General features: G+C 59.3%; 13 protein-coding genes and 2 pseudogenes. 11 read left to right on the forward strand and 4 right to left on the reverse strand.

Translation table 11 applies throughout. The annotated features are described in order from the left end of the window. Nucleotides 1-1,620, reverse strand: a 1,620-nt coding sequence (locus BMYO_RS08390; protein WP_158216968.1) for an InlB B-repeat-containing protein, incomplete at its 3' end; no start/stop codon positions are given. Between the two features lie 117 nt (nt 1,621-1,737). On the opposite strand from BMYO_RS08390, the pseudogene BMYO_RS08395 reads away from it, so the two are divergent. Further along, a pseudogene (locus tag BMYO_RS08395) lies at nt 1,738-2,151 on the forward strand (surface protein A); the annotation flags it as partial. An 82-nt stretch (nt 2,152-2,233) separates the two neighbouring features. On the opposite strand, the gene BMYO_RS08400 reads toward BMYO_RS08395, so the two are convergent. Then, on the reverse strand, nt 2,234-3,514 hold the full coding sequence (locus BMYO_RS08400; RefSeq protein ID WP_158216969.1) for a DUF2142 domain-containing protein: 1,281 nt from the start codon (nt 3,512-3,514) through the stop codon (nt 2,234-2,236). 351 nt (nt 3,515-3,865) lie between these two features. Here BMYO_RS08400 and BMYO_RS08405 point away from each other — a divergent pair, with 351 nt between their 5' ends. The 8 genes and pseudogenes from BMYO_RS08405 to BMYO_RS08440 all read left to right on the forward strand — a co-directional run bounded on the left by BMYO_RS08405 (nt 3,866) and on the right by BMYO_RS08440 (nt 17,133). Further along, entirely contained in the window at nt 3,866-5,704 is a 1,839-nt protein-coding gene (locus BMYO_RS08405; protein WP_158216970.1) for a glycosyltransferase, read from the forward strand. Between the two features lie 2 nt (nt 5,705-5,706). Further along, a complete protein-coding gene (locus tag BMYO_RS08410; protein ID WP_094668044.1) occupies nt 5,707-6,939 on the forward strand; it encodes a polysaccharide pyruvyl transferase family protein in 1,233 nt (410 codons plus the stop codon). 70 nt (nt 6,940-7,009) lie between these two features. Then, nucleotides 7,010-8,710 (forward strand): hypothetical protein, encoded by a 1,701-nt coding sequence (locus tag BMYO_RS08415; RefSeq protein WP_143249150.1) that lies wholly within the window; start codon nt 7,010-7,012, stop codon nt 8,708-8,710. Nucleotides 8,711-8,848: 138 nt separating this feature from the next. After that, nucleotides 8,849-10,780 (forward strand): annotated as a pseudogene (gene phoA, locus BMYO_RS08420) (alkaline phosphatase); the annotation flags it as partial. A gap of 726 nt (nt 10,781-11,506) precedes the next feature. After that, complete coding sequence (locus BMYO_RS08425; protein WP_094668046.1) at nt 11,507-13,375, forward strand: glycosyltransferase family 2 protein; 1,869 nt, start codon at nt 11,507-11,509, stop codon at nt 13,373-13,375. Between the two features lie 33 nt (nt 13,376-13,408). Next, nucleotides 13,409-14,245: an ABC transporter permease gene (locus BMYO_RS08430; RefSeq protein WP_169834105.1), complete on the forward strand. Its 837-nt coding sequence runs from the start codon at nt 13,409-13,411 to the stop codon at nt 14,243-14,245. Then, nucleotides 14,245-15,513: an ABC transporter ATP-binding protein gene (locus BMYO_RS08435; protein WP_094668047.1), complete on the forward strand. Its 1,269-nt coding sequence runs from the start codon at nt 14,245-14,247 to the stop codon at nt 15,511-15,513. Before BMYO_RS08430 ends, BMYO_RS08435 begins: the two co-directional genes overlap by 1 nt. A 411-nt stretch (nt 15,514-15,924) precedes the next feature. Further along, the gene (locus BMYO_RS08440; protein WP_233428227.1) at nt 15,925-17,133 is read left to right on the forward strand and encodes a sialate O-acetylesterase; all 1,209 of its coding nucleotides are present in this window, start codon (nt 15,925-15,927) and stop codon (nt 17,131-17,133) included. Between the two features lie 96 nt (nt 17,134-17,229). Here the strand turns inward: BMYO_RS08440 and BMYO_RS08445 are convergent, their stop codons facing one another. After that, nucleotides 17,230-18,084, reverse strand: coding sequence for an S-layer homology domain-containing protein (locus BMYO_RS08445; RefSeq protein ID WP_158216971.1), 855 nt, complete (start codon nt 18,082-18,084; stop codon nt 17,230-17,232). Between BMYO_RS08445 and BMYO_RS08450 the strand changes: the two genes are divergently transcribed. Next, nucleotides 18,044-19,270 carry a hypothetical protein gene (locus tag BMYO_RS08450; RefSeq protein ID WP_158216972.1) on the forward strand — a complete coding sequence of 409 codons (1,227 nt, stop codon included), beginning with the start codon at nt 18,044-18,046 and terminating at the stop codon, nt 19,268-19,270. The two genes, BMYO_RS08445 and BMYO_RS08450, sit on opposite strands and share 41 nt — an antisense overlap. A gap of 9 nt (nt 19,271-19,279) precedes the next feature. Continuing rightward, complete coding sequence (locus BMYO_RS11540) at nt 19,280-19,618, forward strand: NUDIX hydrolase (RefSeq protein ID WP_143249152.1); 339 nt, start codon at nt 19,280-19,282, stop codon at nt 19,616-19,618. A 21-nt stretch (nt 19,619-19,639) separates the two neighbouring features. Here BMYO_RS11540 and BMYO_RS08455 read toward each other — a convergent pair. Continuing rightward, a partial coding sequence (locus tag BMYO_RS08455) for a transposase (RefSeq protein ID WP_143249153.1) occupies nt 19,640-20,152 on the reverse strand: 513 nt, incomplete at its 5' end.

The following is a 20,152-nucleotide window of genomic DNA, read 5'->3' on the forward strand; positions in this document are numbered from 1 at the left end:
CACCACGTAGAAGCGGCTGAGGTTGTTCAGCAGGCCGTTCAGCTGGGAGTTGTCCTTGGAGTCGGCGGTCCAGCGGGCGTACCAGATGGAACCGGCGGCCGGGTAGTCCGGGTTGGTGGTCGCCTTCTTGTCGGTATCCAACTGAGAGGCAACATTAGTAACGGGGTCGGTGTACCAGCCGGTGAGGGTGTAGCCGTCGCGGGTGACGGTGGGCAGCTGCTCGCCGATCTTCTTGCCCGCGTAGATCTTCACGCTGATCTTGTCGGCGCCCGAGTAGTTCGGGTCCAGAGTGATCGTGGTGAAGCGAGCGTCGTTCTTGTAGCCGGCGTACAGGTCGATGCCCTCGCCGTTGAGCGTGGTCGTGAAGTCGAACACGGACGGGGTGCCGTTCTTCTCGACCTCGTCGTTCTTCTGGATCAGGTTCGGGTCGAAGTAGTTGTCGTTGGTCTGCTGGCCGTTGGAGTCCTTGTCGGTGTAGGAGTACCAGCCCAGGAACGAGGTGTTCGGACGGGAGACCTCATCGAGGGTCTTGCCGAACGTGGACTGGAACGACTGGCCGCGCGGCACGAAGTAACGCAGCAGCGTATCCTCGGTCTCGGTCTTGGCCCACTTGTGCACGCGCACGACCGTGGACTGCTGGCCGCCCTTGACCTCAAGGACGACGTCCTTCGCGTCCGACGGGAACGCGGTGCCGAACTCGTAGTCCGAGGTCTTGCCGCCGTAGGTCAGCTGCCAGGCGTTCGCGAGCAGCTTGTTCGTGCCCGGGGTCACGGCCTGATACTCGGACAGGGCAGTACTGGTCAGCACGTCGAACGAGTAGTCGCCGGAGGAGACCTTCTTGCCGTCCTTGTACAGATCGTAGTTGCCGTCGCCGCCCTTCTGCCTGATGGTGACGGTCGCGCCCTCGTTCTGCTTGACGACCAGCGTGTCACCGGCCTTCGCTGAGGAGGCGTTCTCCCACGTCGGGACCACATGGTTCGGCACAACCGCGTCCTTGGACGGAAGCTCCCAGTCGGCCAGCGTATCGTTATCGGCCAGACGCACGAAGTAGTTCGTGGCGTCCACGACATTGGCGGCGCCATCCGGATCGGAGGCGTACACGACCTCGCCCTTCGTGTCGAGAGTCACACCATACTCGGACTCATCCGAGTTACCGGTGGCCCCGACGCTCCAGTGCGCGTACAGGGTCGTGCCGTCCGCAAGGGCCGTGGTCGGATCCACGGCCTGGCCGCCCTGCTTCTCCGTGTACCAGCCGGAGAACAGGCGGGACTGCTGAGCATCCCACTGGATGTTCGAGTCCGCGCCGAAGTGGTCGTACAGGGACGGGAACACGCCGTCCGCGTAACGATAGCCATCGACGTTCTGGTCCTGGTAGTCGGTGAGCGTGACGGTCTTCTCGTCCTTGCTCGAAGTGGCCTTGCCGCCGTTGACGGAAGTATCGTTGTAGTCATTCTTGAACGAACCGCCGTTGGCATCCAGCGTCACGGTGACGCCCGGATACACGTAATCCGTGGTAGGAGCGGCAGACGCCGTGCTGGCCGCCACGCCCATGGTCGCGATCATCGCGACCGAGGCGAGGCCGGCGAGCGGGGCGCGCCAAACCTTAGTGTTTCCAGTCATGTTCTGGAACCTTTCTTCTAGGGACATCGGGCAATATGCGCACACTCTGCCGGCGATACGGTTCTATGATGAAAGTAAAAGGATGAAAACTCGATTATCTTTCAGAGAAGAGAGGTAATGATGAATCATCATATGCTGCGAACAGTCATTGCAGCCGGCTTAAGCATTGCGTCATTGCTGAGCATGTCTGTCTCCGTCGCCTATGCCGATTCCGAATCCGGTCCGTCTGCTGATTACACCGGCTGGTACCAGACGAACGGGCAAAATTACTGGTATGAACACGGCTCGCCTGCCCGTTCCAAGGAAATCTACGATCCCGGCTCCAATGCTTGGTATTGGTTGGATGCCGACGGCACTATGGCAAAGGACAAAGACGTATACCTGCCGTCCAACGGTGGCAAATGGGTTCGCTATGACGAGAACGGCCACATGCGCAAGGGTGAAGACTACCGTTACGGTGGATGGTACTACTTCGATCCCGTTACGGGAGCCATGGCCAAAGGCATGCGATTTGTGCCTTCCAACGGCGGAACCAGTCAGCTTCGCTGCTGCCCCCCTCATCAGAGAAGGCCGATGCCACTCGGACAATTGACAGACCACTAGTAGACAAAAGTCACGCAATCACCTTCGGGAATATCAGGACATGCGCGCACACAATGCCGACATACCCCAATACCAGACATACAGCAATGGTCACATTGACGACCTGATTGCGCTTGACGGTAATGCCGAAGTTCGGCAGCATCAGTGCCATCGGGGCGAGCATGGGAATAAAGTACCTGTTTTGCATGCCGTCCGCGTAGGTTCCCAGCTTGTCGGCGGTGAGCAGCCCACTGCCGACAAGCAGCATGGCAGCGCAGGTCAGTACATAGAATCCGGTAATCATCAGCCCCATGATGGTCCGTTCCTGCCAGTGGATTCCATGCTGATCAATGTTGTTCTTCACCAGCAGCAGCACGATGGCGGTGAGAATCAGCAGCATCACGCCGGTCGGCAATTGCGCCTTCTCACTGCCTGCGAAGAACTGCAGGTTGCGCACGGAATTGTACTTATCGACTTTCTTGTTGAAGTCGAGAGGCTGCACGAGCGTGATCAGCAGGCTCTGCAGGAACTCCAAAGGATGGGAGATCAGCATCCGTTGCGCATCCTGATAGCGTTCCAGTGTGAAATCAGTGCCGAGAATCGGCGGGATATGGCTGGTCATACGCTGCCAAAGCAAACATGCGGCAGATCCGGAGGCAAGAGGGAGCAGCATGCGCCAACGGATGACATGCCGCTCCCTCCAGACGGCGATCATCGGCAGGAACAACATGGCAAGTAATGCCACCGATGTGGTTTTCGTAAGTGCTACCAGTGGCGCGAATATCACAAGCAATATGGTCTGCGGCCAAGTGACCTCTGCACGTTGATGCAGGCGGAGTGCAATCGCTATAAACAGCAGAGACAGCGAATTGATCACGGCGTCCGTGGTCACGTACAGGAACGAGAAGAACACGGCTGGCAACAACGCCGCGGCGCAGATGACGTATCGGTACCGTTTCGCCACATGAATCGCTATGGCAACCGTTATCGTGGAGCACACCAATGTGAAAACGCATGCAAGCGCATAGTCGTTCCAGTGAATGCGGAATGCCAGAATGGAGGGATAGTAGGCGACCGGCGAATTCACGGCTGTGTTGTTGAACGGCCTGAAGACGCCATCGCGCCAATACCCGTATAAATCGCTGCCGTCAGGGCTCTGCACCGGCAGCAGAGTGCCGGATGCCAACTGGCGCAAACGACCCAGATGGGCACGGTCATCATTGCGCGCGGGACGGCGGTCCCAGTAAATCATGATCAAGCCGCAAATCAACGTGAGCAACGTGTAGAAGCCCTCCAGCTTCCACCCGCTCATATGCTGCACTATGCGATTCCAGACAGTATTCCCAACCGCTGCGTCTCGTTGATTGCCGCCGAATCCATCGGAGCTTCGGTGCATTGCCTGCGATCGTTTCCGCATGCCAAGTCCTCTCCACGCGCCAAGCATATGAAGTATAGGCTACTGCGATGATAAGCTCCGCGAAACAGGCCTCATATATTGGGCTGGCAATGGCACAGGTGATAGCCTATGAGGATAAACTGGGTGAGAAGCAGTGAAAGGTTCTAGGGTCCCATGTTCATTGATTTGAGTCGACCGATTTGGGCGCCGTCGCTTTCCTCGTGCTCGATTCTTCCGCTATATGTAAAGTCGCCATCCTACAGCGGTGTGGGCCCTGACGAGTTGACCGTAGGCGCGCACTCCTACGCCGATTTCATGACGTATTTCGGTTCGTTCTCTATGAAGAAGTGGCGGCTGTACACGGGTGACAATGATTTGGTCCCCACGCTGGTGTTGGAAACGAATGCACCCGTGCATGTGACGCTCACCCAGATGGTGTATCGCCGTTTGGAGAAACGGACCATCATGGATGTGACGGACCCGACTTCGCTCACTCCCGATGGATGGTTCAGATACGCGATACCGTATCCTGCCGACGTGGACGCACAGCTGGTCTCCTTCACCGTGACCACGGGAGATCGACCGGCCACATTGCGCGCAGTATGCTACGGCGCCGATGTCAAGCATCGCCGTGACGTGCGCATCGAAATCATCACCACCACGTTCCGCAAGGAGCGACAGGTGCAGGGCAACATCGATCTGATTCGCACGACGTTGCTCGAAGACCCCTGTTGGGGTGAATACTTCCATCTGACCGTCGTTGATAACGGCCGGTCTCTTCCCGAGGATGCTGCGGCTGGCAATCCCTCCATTACCGTGATTCCAAACGGTAACGTGGGCGGTGCCGGCGGGTTCGCGGCGGGCATGATTCACGCGGCGGAGCAGAAGTGGGCCACTCACGTACTGCTTATGGACGATGACGTGACCGTGTGTCCGGAATCGTTCAAACGCACGCTTCGATTGCTTGAATGCGCCAGCGCCGAGTACGAGTCCGCCACCGTGGCGGGCGCGATGCTTTCCACCGCCAATTTCGAGCTCCAGCAGGAGGATATCGGCCAGATTCAGGCCCAGCGTCATTTGCAGCCGTTCAAGCCGCGGCTCATCATGGATCGGGAATACGACATCACGTTTAATGAGGAGCTTATTCCTTCCTCGCAGGAGCAGGGATTGTATTCGGCATGGTGGTATTCGTGCTTCCCGGTTCGTCGTATCCACGAGAACGGGTTGCCGATTCCTCTGTTCTACCGTCGGGATGACGTAGAGTACTCCACGCGCATTCAGGAGAAGGAGCAGCTGAAGTTCATCACGTTGAACGGTGTGTGCGTCTGGCACGACCCGTTCGATTTGCGATGGAATCCGGCTGTGGAGATTTATCTGGCCGCTCGCAACCTGCTGATTCAGGAGGCATTCACCCCCGACCCCAACGACAGCATGGCCGCCGATGTGGCCCGTTTGAGGGAGACGATAGTCAATGCCGGCAAACATTTCGACTATCCCTCGATGGAACTGGTATGCGATGCGATTACGGATTACCTACGCGGACCTGAATATTATCGTCACCCGGTGGGCGAGCGTCTGCTGAAGCAGGCTATCGAGAAGGCCGAAAAGCTTCGTCCGATCTCCGAAATCGATGGGGCGCCGGAAGTGATTAACATGTGGCGTGTGGAGGAGACCGCCAATGATGAGAACATTCCCGCACCGCCCACACCTCACCCGGATATGCGTTTGTCCAGAAGGGTGGCGCGCCGGCTGAGGCGGCTTGTGCTTGGCCTTCCGTCTTCCAAGGCGAGCGCTAAACGAGAGAACCATCCTGTTGCGGAGCATAAGCCCAAGGGCGGTTTGGCCATCATTCCGGTGGATGGCCTGTGCAGGCCATGGCGTGTGCTGTACGACGCCGACCGCGCTCTGGCCGTGGAGCCGTCCGGGCGGCGCGGTGTGATGCGCGTGCGTGACGACCGTAAACGTGACGAGATCATGGCACGGTTCGAGGCTCTCGCGGATCAATTGGTGCATGATGATTCGGTTGCGCACCGGTACCATGAGGAACGCGACAGCATGACGTCATTTGCGTTCTGGAAGCAGTATCTCGACGAAGCGAAAAGGTAATCATGGGCATTCGGAACTCCCTGCGATCCATTGCCGGCAGAATCGTGCACGGCGGCCGGCTTGGCGACCGTGGACGTAGTCCGGCCGAACAAGCCGGACGCGATGTGTTCTACCTCATCGCCGAGCCCGGCTACCCGAATTACGGTGATGAACTCATCGCTGCCGAGTGGCTCAAATATTTGGCGCAACGGTATCCGGAATCCCCGGTTGTCGTGGATTGCGCACGGCCCGGTCCGGCGGCGACGATTCTGCAGGGCATCCATCCTAGGGCTTCCTTCACGGATACGTTGCGCCGGCTGGGTACGGAAAACCCATTCCCCTATGACGGGCCAATCGATGACATCGCGGGATTCGTCGGTGACGCGCTGGAGAATGACGGTCTGGCACCGCGTTACGCCATGGGCATCCGTCTGCTGCAACACCGGGTACGCGGCATCCATATGCTCGGCGGAGGCTACATGCGTGGCGACTGGACATGCAATCTCTCGAGACTGGCCGTGGGGCCCTTTGCGAAGAAACATGGCATCCCGGCAATTGCCACGGGGCTTGGCCTCATGCCATTGGACGGGGAATCGCTGGAATTTGCCCGTGAATCGGTCAAGATGTTCGACCGGTTCACGGTGCGTGATGAACGTACGCTGGGGGCCCTCAATGGCGACGAATCCGGTGCCATCATCGCCGAACTCGCACCGGATGACTGCTTTGTCAACGGTTTGAAAGACTGCTACATGCAGGATGACGCGTTGCCTGGAGTCATGATGTGCGTCCAATCCGATTTCGTGGCGGACAGCGAACGGCTTCATGCCTACGCCGCGTCGATACTGGAGACGTGGGGTATCGGGCTGCATGATCCCATTGGCGTAGTGGAGTGCAATCCGCTTATTGACCGTCCTATTTACGATTACCTGATCGCCCACGGTTATGATCGGGTGCGTTTCTTCCCCCTGGCGGAGATCCTGGAACGGGGTTTCCCTGCGCGTGAAGGCCAGCGGTGGATCTCCACGCGCTATCATCCGCATATCCTTGCCGCCGCCAAAGGCTGTGCAGGCTCGTTCATCTCCGTGGATGCCGGCTATTATGACGTCAAGCATGCGGCGGTGCTGCGGATGGGATCGCACTGGACGAAGGCCACCTTGGGAGAGCCCGTACCCCGGCCGGGGGATGGTTTCACGGATCCCAACCTGCCGGAGCGATACTCACGACAGATTCGCCAAGTCGCTGACATACTATACTGAAGTTCCCATCTGCCGGTGATTGGCAATACTGGCGGATTCTGTGATGCGGGAGGGTGCTGTGAGGACAAAGATGGCTGCGATTCTTGAAATAATCGCCTACGTCCTCGCAGCAATTGCATTGACGGTCGTCGCGCTGGTGGCGCTCTGTGCCACTGCGGTTTTCCAGCCGGCTCAGGGCGCGACGTCCGACACCGTGCTTGCCGAACGAATGGAGATTGCCGTCGGCCCATCGGCGTTGCTGGTTGCGGGTTTGGTGGCATTCGTTGCGGCGTTGTCTTATGGGGGGCGGATCGCGGCCCGTCTGAGCAGCCGCCGTAGGCTCGTCATATTGGTCGCGTACGTGCTTGTCGTGCAGGTTCTGTGGATTGGCGCGCTTGATTTCACGAATCCCCAATACCCCGATTCGGTCATGCTGTCTCGCGGTGCAGCCGAATTGGTCAATGGTCATGCAGAGGCCTTCACGCCGGATTATTGCGCGGCTGAAGGAGCACTCGGTTATCAGGCTGCATGCGCTGGTCAAGACCAGTTGATGAAAGGCAACCTGTTCAACTATTTGTCGTGGTATCCCTTCCAATCGGGAGCCATGTTGTGGTTCGCTCTGGTGTACACGGTGTTCGGCGCGCAGAATTTCATGGCCTTCCAATTGATCAGTTCACTGGCGATTACAGGCGTGGCGGTCATACTATGCCGGTTCGCCCATCTGATGGGCTTGGATCAGAAAGCCGAAGCGGTTCTGCAGCTGCTTATCGGGATGTGTTTCCCTCTGCTCATGTTTTCCGTCTTCGTGTACACCAATGCCGTCGGCTTGGCATTCACGCTACTGGCCGCATTGCTGCTTCTTGAGTGCCTGCGCGCGGGGACGATACGATCTCGATTGTTCCTGCTTCTGGGGTCATGCGTTTCCGCAGCAATCGGCGTCATGGTGAAGAACACCTTCAATATTCTTGTTCTGGCCATGCTGATTGTGCTGGTGTTGGAAGCCGTACGGTTCCGTCGATGGTGGCTGTTAGGTGCAGGAGTCGTCGGATACGTGCTGGTGCTCAAGTCCACGGTGCTGCCGGTTATGGTTATGGAACGGCTCACTGGGCAATCGTTCGGTCCTGGTATGCCCACGCTGTCATGGATTGCCATGGGAGTACAGAGCAAGGACGGCGTTCTACCGGGCTGGTGGCAAAGTGACGCCTTGAACGTGTATCTGGATACCGGCGGCGATTACACGGCACAGCAGCAGCATGCCATCGGTTCAATTCAGTCCGCTTGGTCCTCCGCCATCGCCGACCCCGTATCCGCATTCGGGTTCATCGGACGAAAGCTGTCTACGGAATGGGCGGAACCGACCTTCGAGACGGTACTGTATTCCGGTCTCGGCATCCGCGCGCATGCGGGTAATGGGCTTGCTCGTTCGCTTCTTGCCGAACCGGGCCGCACCACGGTGAATGTATATGGCGATATCATGCAGTCGGCTGTGTATGTGTTTGCCTTGATCGCAATCGTGGGTTTGGTTGCTGCGTCTTCCGCGCATGCATCCGTATCGCAGACGAAAGAAAAGGACAAGGAGGGCGAAAGCGGAACGGCAGCGGCTCTGTTCTTGGCGATCGGATTCCTCGGCGGGTTCTGCTGCTATGTGTTCTGGGAGGCGAAAAGTATCTACACGTTGCCCTTCTATATCCTGCTTCTGCCGTTCGCCGCACGGGGACTCTCGTTGGCGCCCGGATGGGTGCGCAACCTGACGATGTTCCGTTCGCGTCATCGGAAAGTCTCCGGCCGATGACGCTGGGGACGGCCGCATTCGTAGCACCTCAAAAATTCACCTAAATATCTCCCAGCAAGCCCATAAGCGTATCCGCCGCGACGAATGCGACTCCTACCGTGAATTCCGTACTGCATCAGAGGTACGAAAGGAACAACAATGGAGAAGCGCAATGGGTTCAAGGCGGTCGTAGCCGCTTTGGCTGCGGTCGCAACGCTTGCGTCTGTCGCGGGCACCGCATATGCAACCGATGGCAAGGATGTCTCCGCACTGTCCGTCCACGGCGGAGCGCAGCGCATCGCCGCGGTCGGCTCGAAGAACGCCAAGAACGTGATTCTGTTCATCGGCGACGGCATGGGCGATTCCGAGATCACCGTCGCCCGCAACTATCTGCACGGCCTCAACGGCAAGTTCGAGGGCATCGACCGCCTCGGCCAGCCCACGCAGGGCGTGGAGACCGGCGTCGGCCAGTACACCACCTTCTCGCTGGGCGGCAGCTCCAACGACAGCCTGATGGCCAAGAAGTCCGACGGCTCGCTCGCCGGTTCCAAGACCGCGGGCGTCCTGACCCCTGTCACCGACTCCTCCGCGTCCGGCTCCGGCTGGGCCACCGGCACCAAGACCTACAACAACGCCGTTGATATCGACGTCAAGGGCAACCCGCAGCTCAACCTCATCGAGCTGGCCAAGGCCGCCGGCAAGGCCACGGGCAACGTGACCACCTCCGAGATCCAGGACGCCACCCCGGCCGTTCTCGAATCCCACTCCTCCGAGCGCGCCTGCTACGGCCCACAGGGCAAGTGGGATGGCAAGACCGACACCAACAAGGACGGTAAGGTCGACGCCTCCGACGGCGCCGCGGAAGCCGCCAAGCGTTGCCTCGCCGACCAGCTTAAGGTCAACGGCGGCATCGGCTCCATCTCCGAACAGCTGCTCGACACCCGCGCCGACGTGACCATCGGCGGCGGCGCCAAGTACTTCAACCAGTTCGGTCTCGACGGCAAGACCCTGTGGGATCAGGCCGCGGCCCGTGGCTTCCAGACCGTCAAGTCCGGTGACGTGAGCGGTTTCAAGGGCCTGTCCTCCGCTGACCAGACCAAGCCGGTGCTCGCCCTGCTCGGCGACGGCAACCTGCCGACCGAGTTCAACCCGTCCGTCGCCACCAAGCAGGACCCGAAGAAGGACGAGAACCCGACCGTCTGCTCCGTCAACCCGAATTGGCTTGGCAACAAGGGCGCCTCCCTCGCCGACTTCACCAACAAGGCGATCGACCTGCTGCAGAAGAACCCGAACGGCCAGCAGAACGGCTACTTCCTGCAGGTCGAGGGCGCTTCGATCGACAAGCAGGACCACAATGCCAACGCCTGCGGCCAGATCGGTGAGACCGACGACCTCGACAAGGCCATCTCCGCCGCGCTCTCCAAGGTGAACCTGAACGATACGCTCGTCATCGTCACCGCCGACCACGCCCACACCTCGCAGATCGTCGAATCCCAGCCGATCTACGCCCTCAGCACCGTGCTCAAGAACCGTGACGGCTCCAAGACGGTCATCTCCTACGGCACCTCCTCCAGCGACCTGTACGGCAACGGCAGCGACACCAGCGCCGACGTCGAAGGCAAGGCCGACCCGAGCAAGGCCCAGGGCAACATGAGCCACACCGGCACCCAGCTGCGCATCGCCGCCTCCGGCCCGAACGCCTCCCGTGTTGACGGCCTGACCGACCAGACCGACAACTTCTATACCATCGGCGACGCGCTCGGCCTCGCCACCAGCGTGGAGGCCCAGAAGCAGCTGTCCAACAACGCGCAGGTTGCGACCTCCTCCAAGGACGGCAAGACCATCGCGCAGGCCACCGGATTCAACGGCGACGCGGTCCTCGCCTACCAGCTGACCGATGCCAGCGGCAAGGTCGTTGACCAGTCCGCCTCCAGCACCCCGCTTTCCGGCGTGCGCGTGCAGACCGCTGGAACCACCGAAATCGAGCTGAAGAACGCGAAGGAAGGCGACAAGCTCACCGTCACCGGACGCCAGTCCGGCAAGTCCGTGACCGTGACCGTCACCACAACCTCCACGACTCCGACGGCAGGCCCGTTCGTTGACGTCAACGAGCAGACCGCACACTACGAGGACATCCTGTGGACCTATGAGAACAAGATTTCCGAAGGCTATGTCGATCCCGTATCCGGCGCCCGCACCTATGCTCCCGCCGCGAACGTGACCCGTCAGGATTACGCGGCGTTCCTGTACCGCGTGAAGGGTAGCCCCGACTACACTCCGACCGCCGCGGACAACAAGTTCGCCGACGTCAACGAGCAGACCCCGCATTACAAGGAAATCCTGTGGGCGGCCAAGAACGGCTACATCAACGGTTATACGGCCGCAGACGGAAGCGTGACCTTCACCGGCACCTCCGACATCCAGCGTCAGGATGCCATGCTGATGCTCTGGCGTGTCGCCGGCAAGCCGACGCCGACCGCGCAGGACACCTTCGACGACGCCGCACTGGCCGGAGCCGACTTCCAGGATGCGCTGAAGTGGGCCAAGGCCACCAAGATCTCCACCGGCACCAACGGTGTCTTCGGTGTTGGCAGCAACATCATCCGTCAGGATATGGCTGCGTTCCTTCACCGCTTCGCGACGCTGAAGAAGTGAAACCTGTCCTGATCTGATTTACAACAATCCCCACTTGATATTCGTCCTGAATGCGAATATCAAGTGGGGATTGGCATATCCGGATGCTTCTCTCATTGGAGCGCTTATCATTGTGATGGCATATACTCTCCATATATTTCCGTACGATGCTTGAGGTATTACATGTCAATGTTCAAATTCGCCAACGTACTGCTGGAAACGAACCCGAGGTCGTTGAGCTATCCGGCCCTGTACTGCGCGGCCGATAGCCCTGTGGTATATGACGAGCCGAGCGGCGAATGGCTGATGGTCAACCGCGGCACCTACGACTTCAGCACCTACTTCAATGGCCTGTCCGTGGCCAAGCTGCTGAAGTACACCACCGCCAAGCGTTTCTTCCTTCACCTCGAACTGAAGGGCGCCGCATGCAAGGTGTACCAGACCTATGGCGGCTCCTTCGACGCGCATCCGCAGACCCTCAAGGAGGCGAAGGCCGAACTGGCCGCCTCCGATGATTGGCAGTCGGTCGACTTCGAACTCGACGTGGACACCAATATGGTGCTGACCGGCTTCAAGATCGAATCCGAGGGCCGTCTGGCCATCCGCAACAGCTACTACTCGTTCGAACTTGCGCAGGAGCCTCGGGATATCGAACTCGTGGTGGCCACCACCACGTTCAAGAAGGAAGCGTTCCTCGAGCGCAACATCGGTCTGGTCCGCAACCAGATCATCGAATCAGGCGAGGAGATCGCCAATCACTTCCACATGTACGTGATGGACAACGGCCGCACCTTGGACGCCAAGGCCCTGTCCTCCGAGCGCATCACCGTCCGCCCGAACGACAACGTGGGCGGTGCCGGCGGCTTCACCCGCGGCATGATCGAGGCCATGGAACAAAAGCCCGAAGCCAGCCATATCCTGCTCATGGACGACGACGTGGCGGTGTCGCCCGAAAGCATCAAGCGCACCTACAACCTGCTGCGCATCCTCAAGGATGAATACCGCGAGGCGTTCATCAGTGGTGCCATGCTCAACTACGAGATCGGCGAGGATCAGTGGGAGGACGTCGGCTACATGACTCCGCGCGGCACGTTCGCCCCGGTCAAGCCGATGCTGCGCATGAGCCAGTACTCCGACCTCATCTACAACGAGGAATTCAAACCCACCGGCGTCCAGAAGGAGCAGATGTACGCCGCTTGGTGGTACTGCTGCATCCCGATTGCCGCCATCAAGCGCAACGGTCTGCCGCTGCCGGTGTTCGTACGCTGCGACGACGCCGAATACGGCATCCGCTGCCATCCCACGTTCATCACCATGAACAGCCTGTGCGTGTGGCATATGTCCTTCCACGAGCGTTACAACGCAGCCGTGGAACGCTACCAGACCACCCGCAACACCATGATCGCCCAGGCCACCACCGGCATGGCCCCCAAGTCCGACTTCCTCAAGGAGCTGCACAACAACATCCGCCTCGAGCTCAAGAAATTCGGCTACGAGAACGCCGAGCTCTGTCTGGACGCCTTCGAGGACTTCCTGAAGGGCCCGAGCTTCATCAGTAAGCCGGTGGCGGAAGGCTGCTTCATGCAGGCCAACCGCAACAAGGAACAACTGGTCGATTTCACCGAGCTCCAGCGCAGGGCGGACGCCGATCCGGATCTCAAGGGATTCAACCTGCATGACGTCGACCGTCAGCTCATCGAGGGCGACAAGCCCCGTTCCCTAGCCCAGCGTCTTGAGGATCTGGCCACCGACAACGGCCAGCGCTACCTGAAGAAGCCCGGCAGCGGATACGCGGTGATTCCGCTGGTGGGCTGGGCCTACCCGGCCGGAGCCATCCACGGCAAGAAGAAGCTCGTGGTCATCGACTGGTACAACCGCAAGGGCACCATCCGCACCAAGGACGTCAACCGTTACGCGCAGATTAAGGCCCGCTACGCCAAGGACCTGCGCTACTACAAGGCCAATATCGAGCGCCTCCGCAAGGAATACGCGGCCGCACGCCCCACGCTCACGTCGGTGGCGTACTGGAAGCACTACCTGAAGATGGACTGAGGCATCTGAGGCATACGGTAAGGTATTAGTCCCGTGAACAAACTCATCGAATCGATTCGTGAGCGCTATGGCTATTCGCTGGTGGTGCTTCGTGGGCTGGTGAAGACCGACTTCAAGCTGCGCTATCAGGGCTCGTTCCTGGGCGTGGCTTGGTCGGTACTCAAGCCGCTGATGCTGTTCTGCGTGATGTACGTGGTGTTCGGCAAGTTCCTGCGTATGTCCGACGGCACCCCCACCTACCCGGTGGTGCTGCTGCTTGGCATCAGCTCCTGGCAGTTCTTCCAGGAGGCCACGTCCGTGGGCCTGCGCTCGGTGGTGGATCGCGGCGATCTGCTGCGCAAGATCCACTTCCCGAACTACATCGTGGTGGTCTCCGCCACGGTCGGTTCGATGATCAGCTACGCCATCAATCTGGTGGTCGTGCTCATTTTCGCCCTGTTCGCACGGGTGCAGTTCACATGGCGGGTGCTGCTGGTGCCGCTGAGCATCCTCCAGCTGTACGCGCTCGCCCTGGGCGTCACGCTGCTGTTCGCCACGATGTACGTGTACTTCCGCGATGTGGCGCACATCTGGGACGTGCTGCAACAGGTACTATTCTACGGCATGCCGATCATCTACCCGCTCTCCTATGTGACCAGCCGCGGCGGCCTGTTGGCCGTGCTCGCCCGCTTGGAACTCATCAATCCCATCGCACAGGCGATTCAGGACATCAGGCACAACCTGATCGCCCCGGAGACCCAGCCAACCATCTGGAACCAGTTCGACCAGTGGTGGATCAAGGCGATCCCGCTGCTGCTGACCGTCGTGCTGCTGTGGCTGGGCGTGTATGTCTTCCGCCGCAACAGCCGCAAGTTCGCCGAGGTGATGTGATGAACGCAAAGACCAACAGCTTCGCCGACGCACCCGTGGTGCTTTCGGTCGACCATGTGGCCAAGTCCTTCAAACTGCCCACCGAACAGGCCACGGGCCTCAAGCAGGCGTTCATCAACTGGACCAAAGGCATCAAGGGATACAAGCAGCAGCAGGTGCTGCGCGACGTGTCCTTCGAGGTGCATCAGGGCGAATTCTTCGGCATCGTCGGACGCAACGGCGGCGGCAAATCCACGCTGCTGAAGCTCATTTCCGGCATCTACGTGCCCGACAAGGGGGCCATCACCACCAACGGCAAGCTGGTGCCGTTCATCGAGCTGGGCGTCGGATTCAACCCCGAGCTCACCGGCCGTGAGAACGTGTACCTCAACGGCGCGCTGCTGGGCTTCACCCACGAGGAGGTCGAGGCGATGTACGACGACATCGTCGCCTTCGCCGAACTCGGGGAGTTCATGGACCAGAAGCTCAAGAACTACTCCTCCGGTATGCAGGTGCGTCTGGCGTTCTCCGTGGCCATCAAGGCCCAAGGAGACATCCTGGTGCTCGACGAGGTGCTTGCCGTGGGTGACGAGGCGTTCCAGCGCAAATGCGACGCGTATTTCTCCGAAGTGCGCGAGGACCCGACCAAGACCGTCATTCTGGTGACCCACGACATGGCCGCGGTCAAGAAATACTGCAATCGTGCGATTCTCATCCGCGATGGCGAAATCGCCGTCAGCGGCGACAGTGGCACCGTCTCCGAACAGTACACGCTCGACAATCTGGCGCAGGAGAAGAAGGACGCCGAACGCGAACGTCAGCGGCTCGCCAAGAAGGACGAGAAGAAGTATCCGAACGGCCTGAACGAGCGTTGCCCGGTGCTCAAGACCATCGCCGTCTCGCCGCAGGTGTGCACATCGTCCGAACCGTTCAAGTTCGACGTGGAATACCAGTTCGACGAGGATACGGACTTCTACCTTGCCGTGGCCGTGCATGACATCCGCCGAGGCGGCATCCCTTATGATACCGGCTCCAAGACCTTCAGGATGACCAAGCATGGGCATCAGGTGGCGCATTTCGAGCTGCCGTTGGACCTGTTCAACAACGGCGAGTTCCGGCTGCTCACGTCGTTGCGCACACCGAACCCGAACAACGACGAAATCACCGATGCCGTGGCCGTGGCATTGGACGACAACGCATGCGAGTTCGTGATTCGCGACCCGCGGAACACCAAGAACTACGCGCTGCTGAGCGATCGCGCCATGCGCATCACCCAGCTGGACGACTGATAGCGAACCGGATCCGTTTTCGTGTGGAATCGTCTGAAGAACCTGGTATTGGGGGTGGCTATCCTCGCCGCGTGCGCCGCGGCGGCCTTCACCGTGGCTTCGGATATGCCGTGGAACCGTCATTCCATGCCCCGAAACCCGGTACCGTCCGCGGTGCGCAATGATGCCGAGCTCACCGTCACCTTGCCGAATTACTTCACCTCGGGAATGGTGCTGCAACGCGGCAAGCCGCTGGCGGTCAAAGGAAAAGCCTCCGTACAAAGTACGTTGACCATAACCATAACCGACGGGAAACACACATCCTCACGGACCATGCGTACCGCTGAGAACGGGGATTTCGTCGCTGACCTGCAGTCCTTGCCGGCCCAATTGCAACCATATTCGCTGAATATCTCCAGTCACGGAACAACGGTGGCTCACATAGACAAAGTGTATGTGGGAGATGTGTTTCTTGCGGCCGGCCAATCCAACATGGAAGTCAACTACGACAAATACTACCGGGACGACGATGACGCGAAGGCCAATATGGGGTCGGCGCTCACCCGCAAGGATCTGCCACAAACCATATCCGATCGGCAGGTGCACTTCATCGTCACGGCGGCACGAACCACCAATGAAACCGTCTCCACGGACATGGATCTGCCGTTACGAGAGTACTGCACCGACCATTGGCTGACCGCCACTGGCGACGATTCCGACTATCTGGGGTATCTGCCGCAGTTCTTCGCCCAACACTTGCGGGAGGAATCCCCCAACATCCCCATCGGCATCATCCAGACCGCATGGGGAGGCACGGACATCAAGCCCCATATGCAGGGCGGCGCGATTTTCGAACACCACATCCAGCCGCTGACCGGGCTGCATATCGGCGGGATTCTGTGGTATCAGGGCGAAGACGATGCCCAGACCAACGATCGCGCCTTGGCGTATCTTTCCCGATTCGCCGCGCTTATAGGCCAGTACCGTGCCGTATTCGATGAAAAGGACCTGCCGTTCCTCTACGTCCAATTGGCGCGAAACAGCGGCGCACCGTACACTCCGGTGATTCGTCAGGCCCAGGCGGATGCACTGTCCATGGCAGAGGAGACGAAGCATCTGGCCATGACCGTATCCATTGATACGGATAAGGGCACCTCTGCGGTCATCCATCCCCTCGGCAAAGACATTCTCGCTAAACGAATGGCGGATCAGTGGCAGGCGATGCGTCAGGGGAAGACCGTGCCGGAAAGCCCGATAGCGGTTGAAGCCGTGGCGAAAAACGGCGATAAGAGCCGGATACTGGTTTCGTTCAAGACGGGCACTGGCGATGGACTCGCTGCAAGGGATCCCGACTTCAGCAAGAACGCCACGGCTGGCAGCTTGTCCTCAGCCACGGATGAATCGGTACAGGGATTCGAGGCGGCAGGTTCGGATGGGAAGTTCGTCGAAGCCAAAGCCGTCATCAATGCGGATGGCAGGTCTCTGACCATCAGCGCCGATGGCATTGACGACATTCGACAGGTGAGATACCAATGGACCGGCACGCCCACGCAAAGGCCATTCCTCTACAATGATTCCGGCCTGCCGGCCAGCCCCTTCACCCTGAGCGTGGAACGCCATCTGCTTGGTCCGGATGATTGAGCACATAGAGGTGTGCCCTCTCTCTGGCATCGCGAGTCAGAGAGAGGGCACACCCGCTTTGGTAGGACCGATGTTCAGCTCAGGATTGAAGCTGCATCATTTTTTCATACGGAGGAGGAACGCGGCCATGTCCTGACGGGAAACGGTGCCGCCCACGCCGAACGAGCCGTCGGAGTATCCCGTCGTGATGCTCGTGGAAGCGAGCCACCAAATCTCCTTGGCATGGCTTGTACCATCATTCACGTCGGTGAACCGGGCCTTGTCGGCACTGGTGGGCGTGTACGCAGGGCTGCCGGCCAGACGGTACAGGAAGGCGGCCATGTCCTGACGGACCACGGAAACACCGGGGCGGAACGTGGTCGAGCCGTCCGGCTCCTCCCAGCCCGAGGAGATGCCCGACTTCATCAGTTCGATGATGTCCGCCTGATGCGGGGTCGATGAATCCACGTCCTTCACGCGCTCATACCCCGGACGTGCAGACAGCAAACGCCACACAGTCGCATCCGGATAGGACAGGCGCACGGTGGCGGCGCTGGCCGGCACGGTCACAATCTGGGTGTTGTCATCCGCATACCAGCCCACGTGGTAGGACTTGATTTCCGAACCATCGGCGGCAAGCACTTCGACCGCCTGCTTGTTCTCGCCCTGAGCCATATTCACCTGATACTGTCCCGCGGCAATGCCGGAAGAGCCCACGGAATAGGTGGTATCCCCCGAACGGGTGACAGGCGAGGCCGCATCCATCAGACCCCAGTTCGTGTATTCCTTGGACAGGTTCCACGTGGTGGACTCAGTGTAGGCCAGTTTGACGGCGCTGCCGGCGGGCACCGTCACCGTGGCGGTCCTGCCCGGATCGATGGAGTAATCAACGGACTGGTTGCTGTCGATGTCGTTGTCACGATAGACGCTGATGTACTGGGAATGGCTGGCATCGACAGCCAGCGTTTTCACCGTGCGATGCATTGCGGATATCAAAAAAGCCTCAACCGAGGATTTGCCGTGTGCAGGCGAAGACTCCCAGTATGCGTTGCGTCCATTGGAATATTCGGCACTTGGTGGCAAGAGCATGCGGGAAAGCCAGTCGTTGGGCATGAGCGATGACTTCTATGCCTCTTTTACGAATCGCCTCAACCGGGCATCCAAGCGAGGCAGCGACGAGAGCAAAGCCCAAGTCATCGCGGAAGCCTTGGCATGCACATGGTACGGTTCCGAACAATCGCAACACAAGCTTGCGTTTCTGGCACAGCGGTGGCAGGAGTGGGTCGATGCTGAACGCGAGGGGCTCATCCTGTATGAGAATCAGAATGATGAAATCGCAAAGCAACGATCCCAAGGCACATTCGGTGAGCTGTTCCAGCGTTATAGCAAAGAATATGGAGACGTATTACAGCAATCAGCACATCTTGAATCAACAGAACGTAGTGACGATGTACCGTTTGATAATACAGTCCAAAGACGGGAATGCTGCGCTCGTGCGCTCGATGATCTCATGACGCTGCCGAAGCGATCGGATGCTTTCTTGCGCATTGATAGCGCTGATCTGCCGGAAGCGGACAATGGCAGTGGGTCGAGTGACGGCTGTTCAAAGCAAATGTTGCGTGACTGGTATCAATTCGTATATCAGCAATCCTTAGCGGGGCTGTTGGGAGCGAATCTGGTATCCGTCGACGCGAAGGAGAACTCTTTCGCGCAACTTGCCGGGAATCACTCCGGCAGCGCCGCGTTGATGCTATCCGGAAACATCACCCGTATTCTCGGAGAGATGCCTTTCGTGCGGTTTGTTACGTTCTGCTATGACAGCCGGAGCACTATCCGCGCGTGGAGGGAATGCAGTCCGAAAGATTCTCCGCGCAAGCAGAGGATCGTTACCCGAAACATGGCATATTCAGTGGAGCAGGCAGGGCAGGAGAAAAGCCTCTCGGATGATCGACGCAGCATGTTGTGGGGAGCGGTGGTCGCGATGGTCCTGGCGTTCATTTCCGCCATGACCGATAACGTTTGGCTCAACGGGAATGCTCCGATTGGGCTGATTGTAGCTGCGGCATGGGTTATTAGCATCGTGCCGGACCTGATCGATATGGTTTCGTGGCTACGTGAAGTTCGGTCAAGTTCCAAGACCGTGGTGTATTTGCAATAAAGGATTACGATGGCGAATATCAATGAACAAGTTCCAGCTATGCATGATCCGGAACCTCCATTGGAGATATTGCAGCAGCGTGAAGTATTCCGCGAACAAGGTGGCGCGGAGTTCCGCGTGGAAGAGGTGCTGACAAAGGTCAAAGACAGTGGAGTCCCGGTGACTTTCCACGTCGCTTCCGTTAAGGATGCCCGTCCCGGCACGGTTTGCGTTGCCCTTAAAGAAGACGGCTCATCTTCATTCGATAACCGGTTAGGCCGCAGGTATCTTCTGGCAAGGCACTGGCGTGTATCCACCGGGAGTTGGGGATGGGAATTTCCGGCTCTTCGGGTGTTTGTGTGGGCGTGAGTCAGTGGTTGTTCCTACTGGTTATTGGTGTCCGGGGAGTGTGAGGTCGAGTCCGCCGCATTTGAGCATGACGAGGGCGATGAGGTTGTCGAGGTTGCGGTAGCCGTAGCCGATCTTGATGGTGGTCTTGATCTTGTTGTTCACGGCCTCCAGCCTGGCGTTGGACAGTCCGGAACGGATGGTCCGCACGATGTCCTCGCAGCGCCTGCCGATCTTCTCGCCGAGTCCGGTGAACGGGTCGATGCCGCTCGAGGCGGCCTTGCCGCTCCATCGCAGGAGCAGGACGCGGGCCTCGTCGGCCGGCTGCCGGAGGATCATGCGCAGTTCCTCCTTGAGCTTGTACGCCCTCCAGAGGGTCCCGTTCGTGCCGGCGATGTACTCCAGCCGGGCCTTCTGCCCGGCGGTCAGGTCGCTCTCGTTCTTCAGCAGGGCCCANCGCGCGCCCTTGATCGGGTCCTTCGCGCCTTTCCTGGCCTCGCCAGTTCTCCGCGCTTCACGCCAGACCATGGTGCGTACCTTGTCGAGCGCGTCGGT

It is taken from the genome of Bifidobacterium myosotis, from assembly GCF_002259745.1.
In the GTDB taxonomy this organism is placed as follows: domain Bacteria; phylum Actinomycetota; class Actinomycetes; order Actinomycetales; family Bifidobacteriaceae; genus Bifidobacterium; species Bifidobacterium myosotis.

Bases quoted from the DNA above. Each gene is read 5' to 3' on its own strand.
- BMYO_RS11540 (WP_143249152.1), top strand. From the start codon at position 19,280: ATGGCGAATATCAATGAACAAGTTCCAGCTATGCATGATCCGGAACCT.
- BMYO_RS08425 (WP_094668046.1), top strand. From the start codon at position 11,507: ATGTCAATGTTCAAATTCGCCAACGTACTGCTGGAAACGAACCCGAGG.
- BMYO_RS08435 (WP_094668047.1), top strand. From the start codon at position 14,245: ATGAACGCAAAGACCAACAGCTTCGCCGACGCACCCGTGGTGCTTTCG.
- BMYO_RS08415 (WP_143249150.1), top strand. From the start codon at position 7,010: ATGGCTGCGATTCTTGAAATAATCGCCTACGTCCTCGCAGCAATTGCA.
- BMYO_RS08400 (WP_158216969.1), bottom strand. From the start codon at position 3,514: ATGAGCGGGTGGAAGCTGGAGGGCTTCTACACGTTGCTCACGTTGATT.
- BMYO_RS08450 (WP_158216972.1), top strand. From the start codon at position 18,044: ATGTACTGGGAATGGCTGGCATCGACAGCCAGCGTTTTCACCGTGCGA.
- BMYO_RS08410 (WP_094668044.1), top strand. From the start codon at position 5,707: ATGGGCATTCGGAACTCCCTGCGATCCATTGCCGGCAGAATCGTGCAC.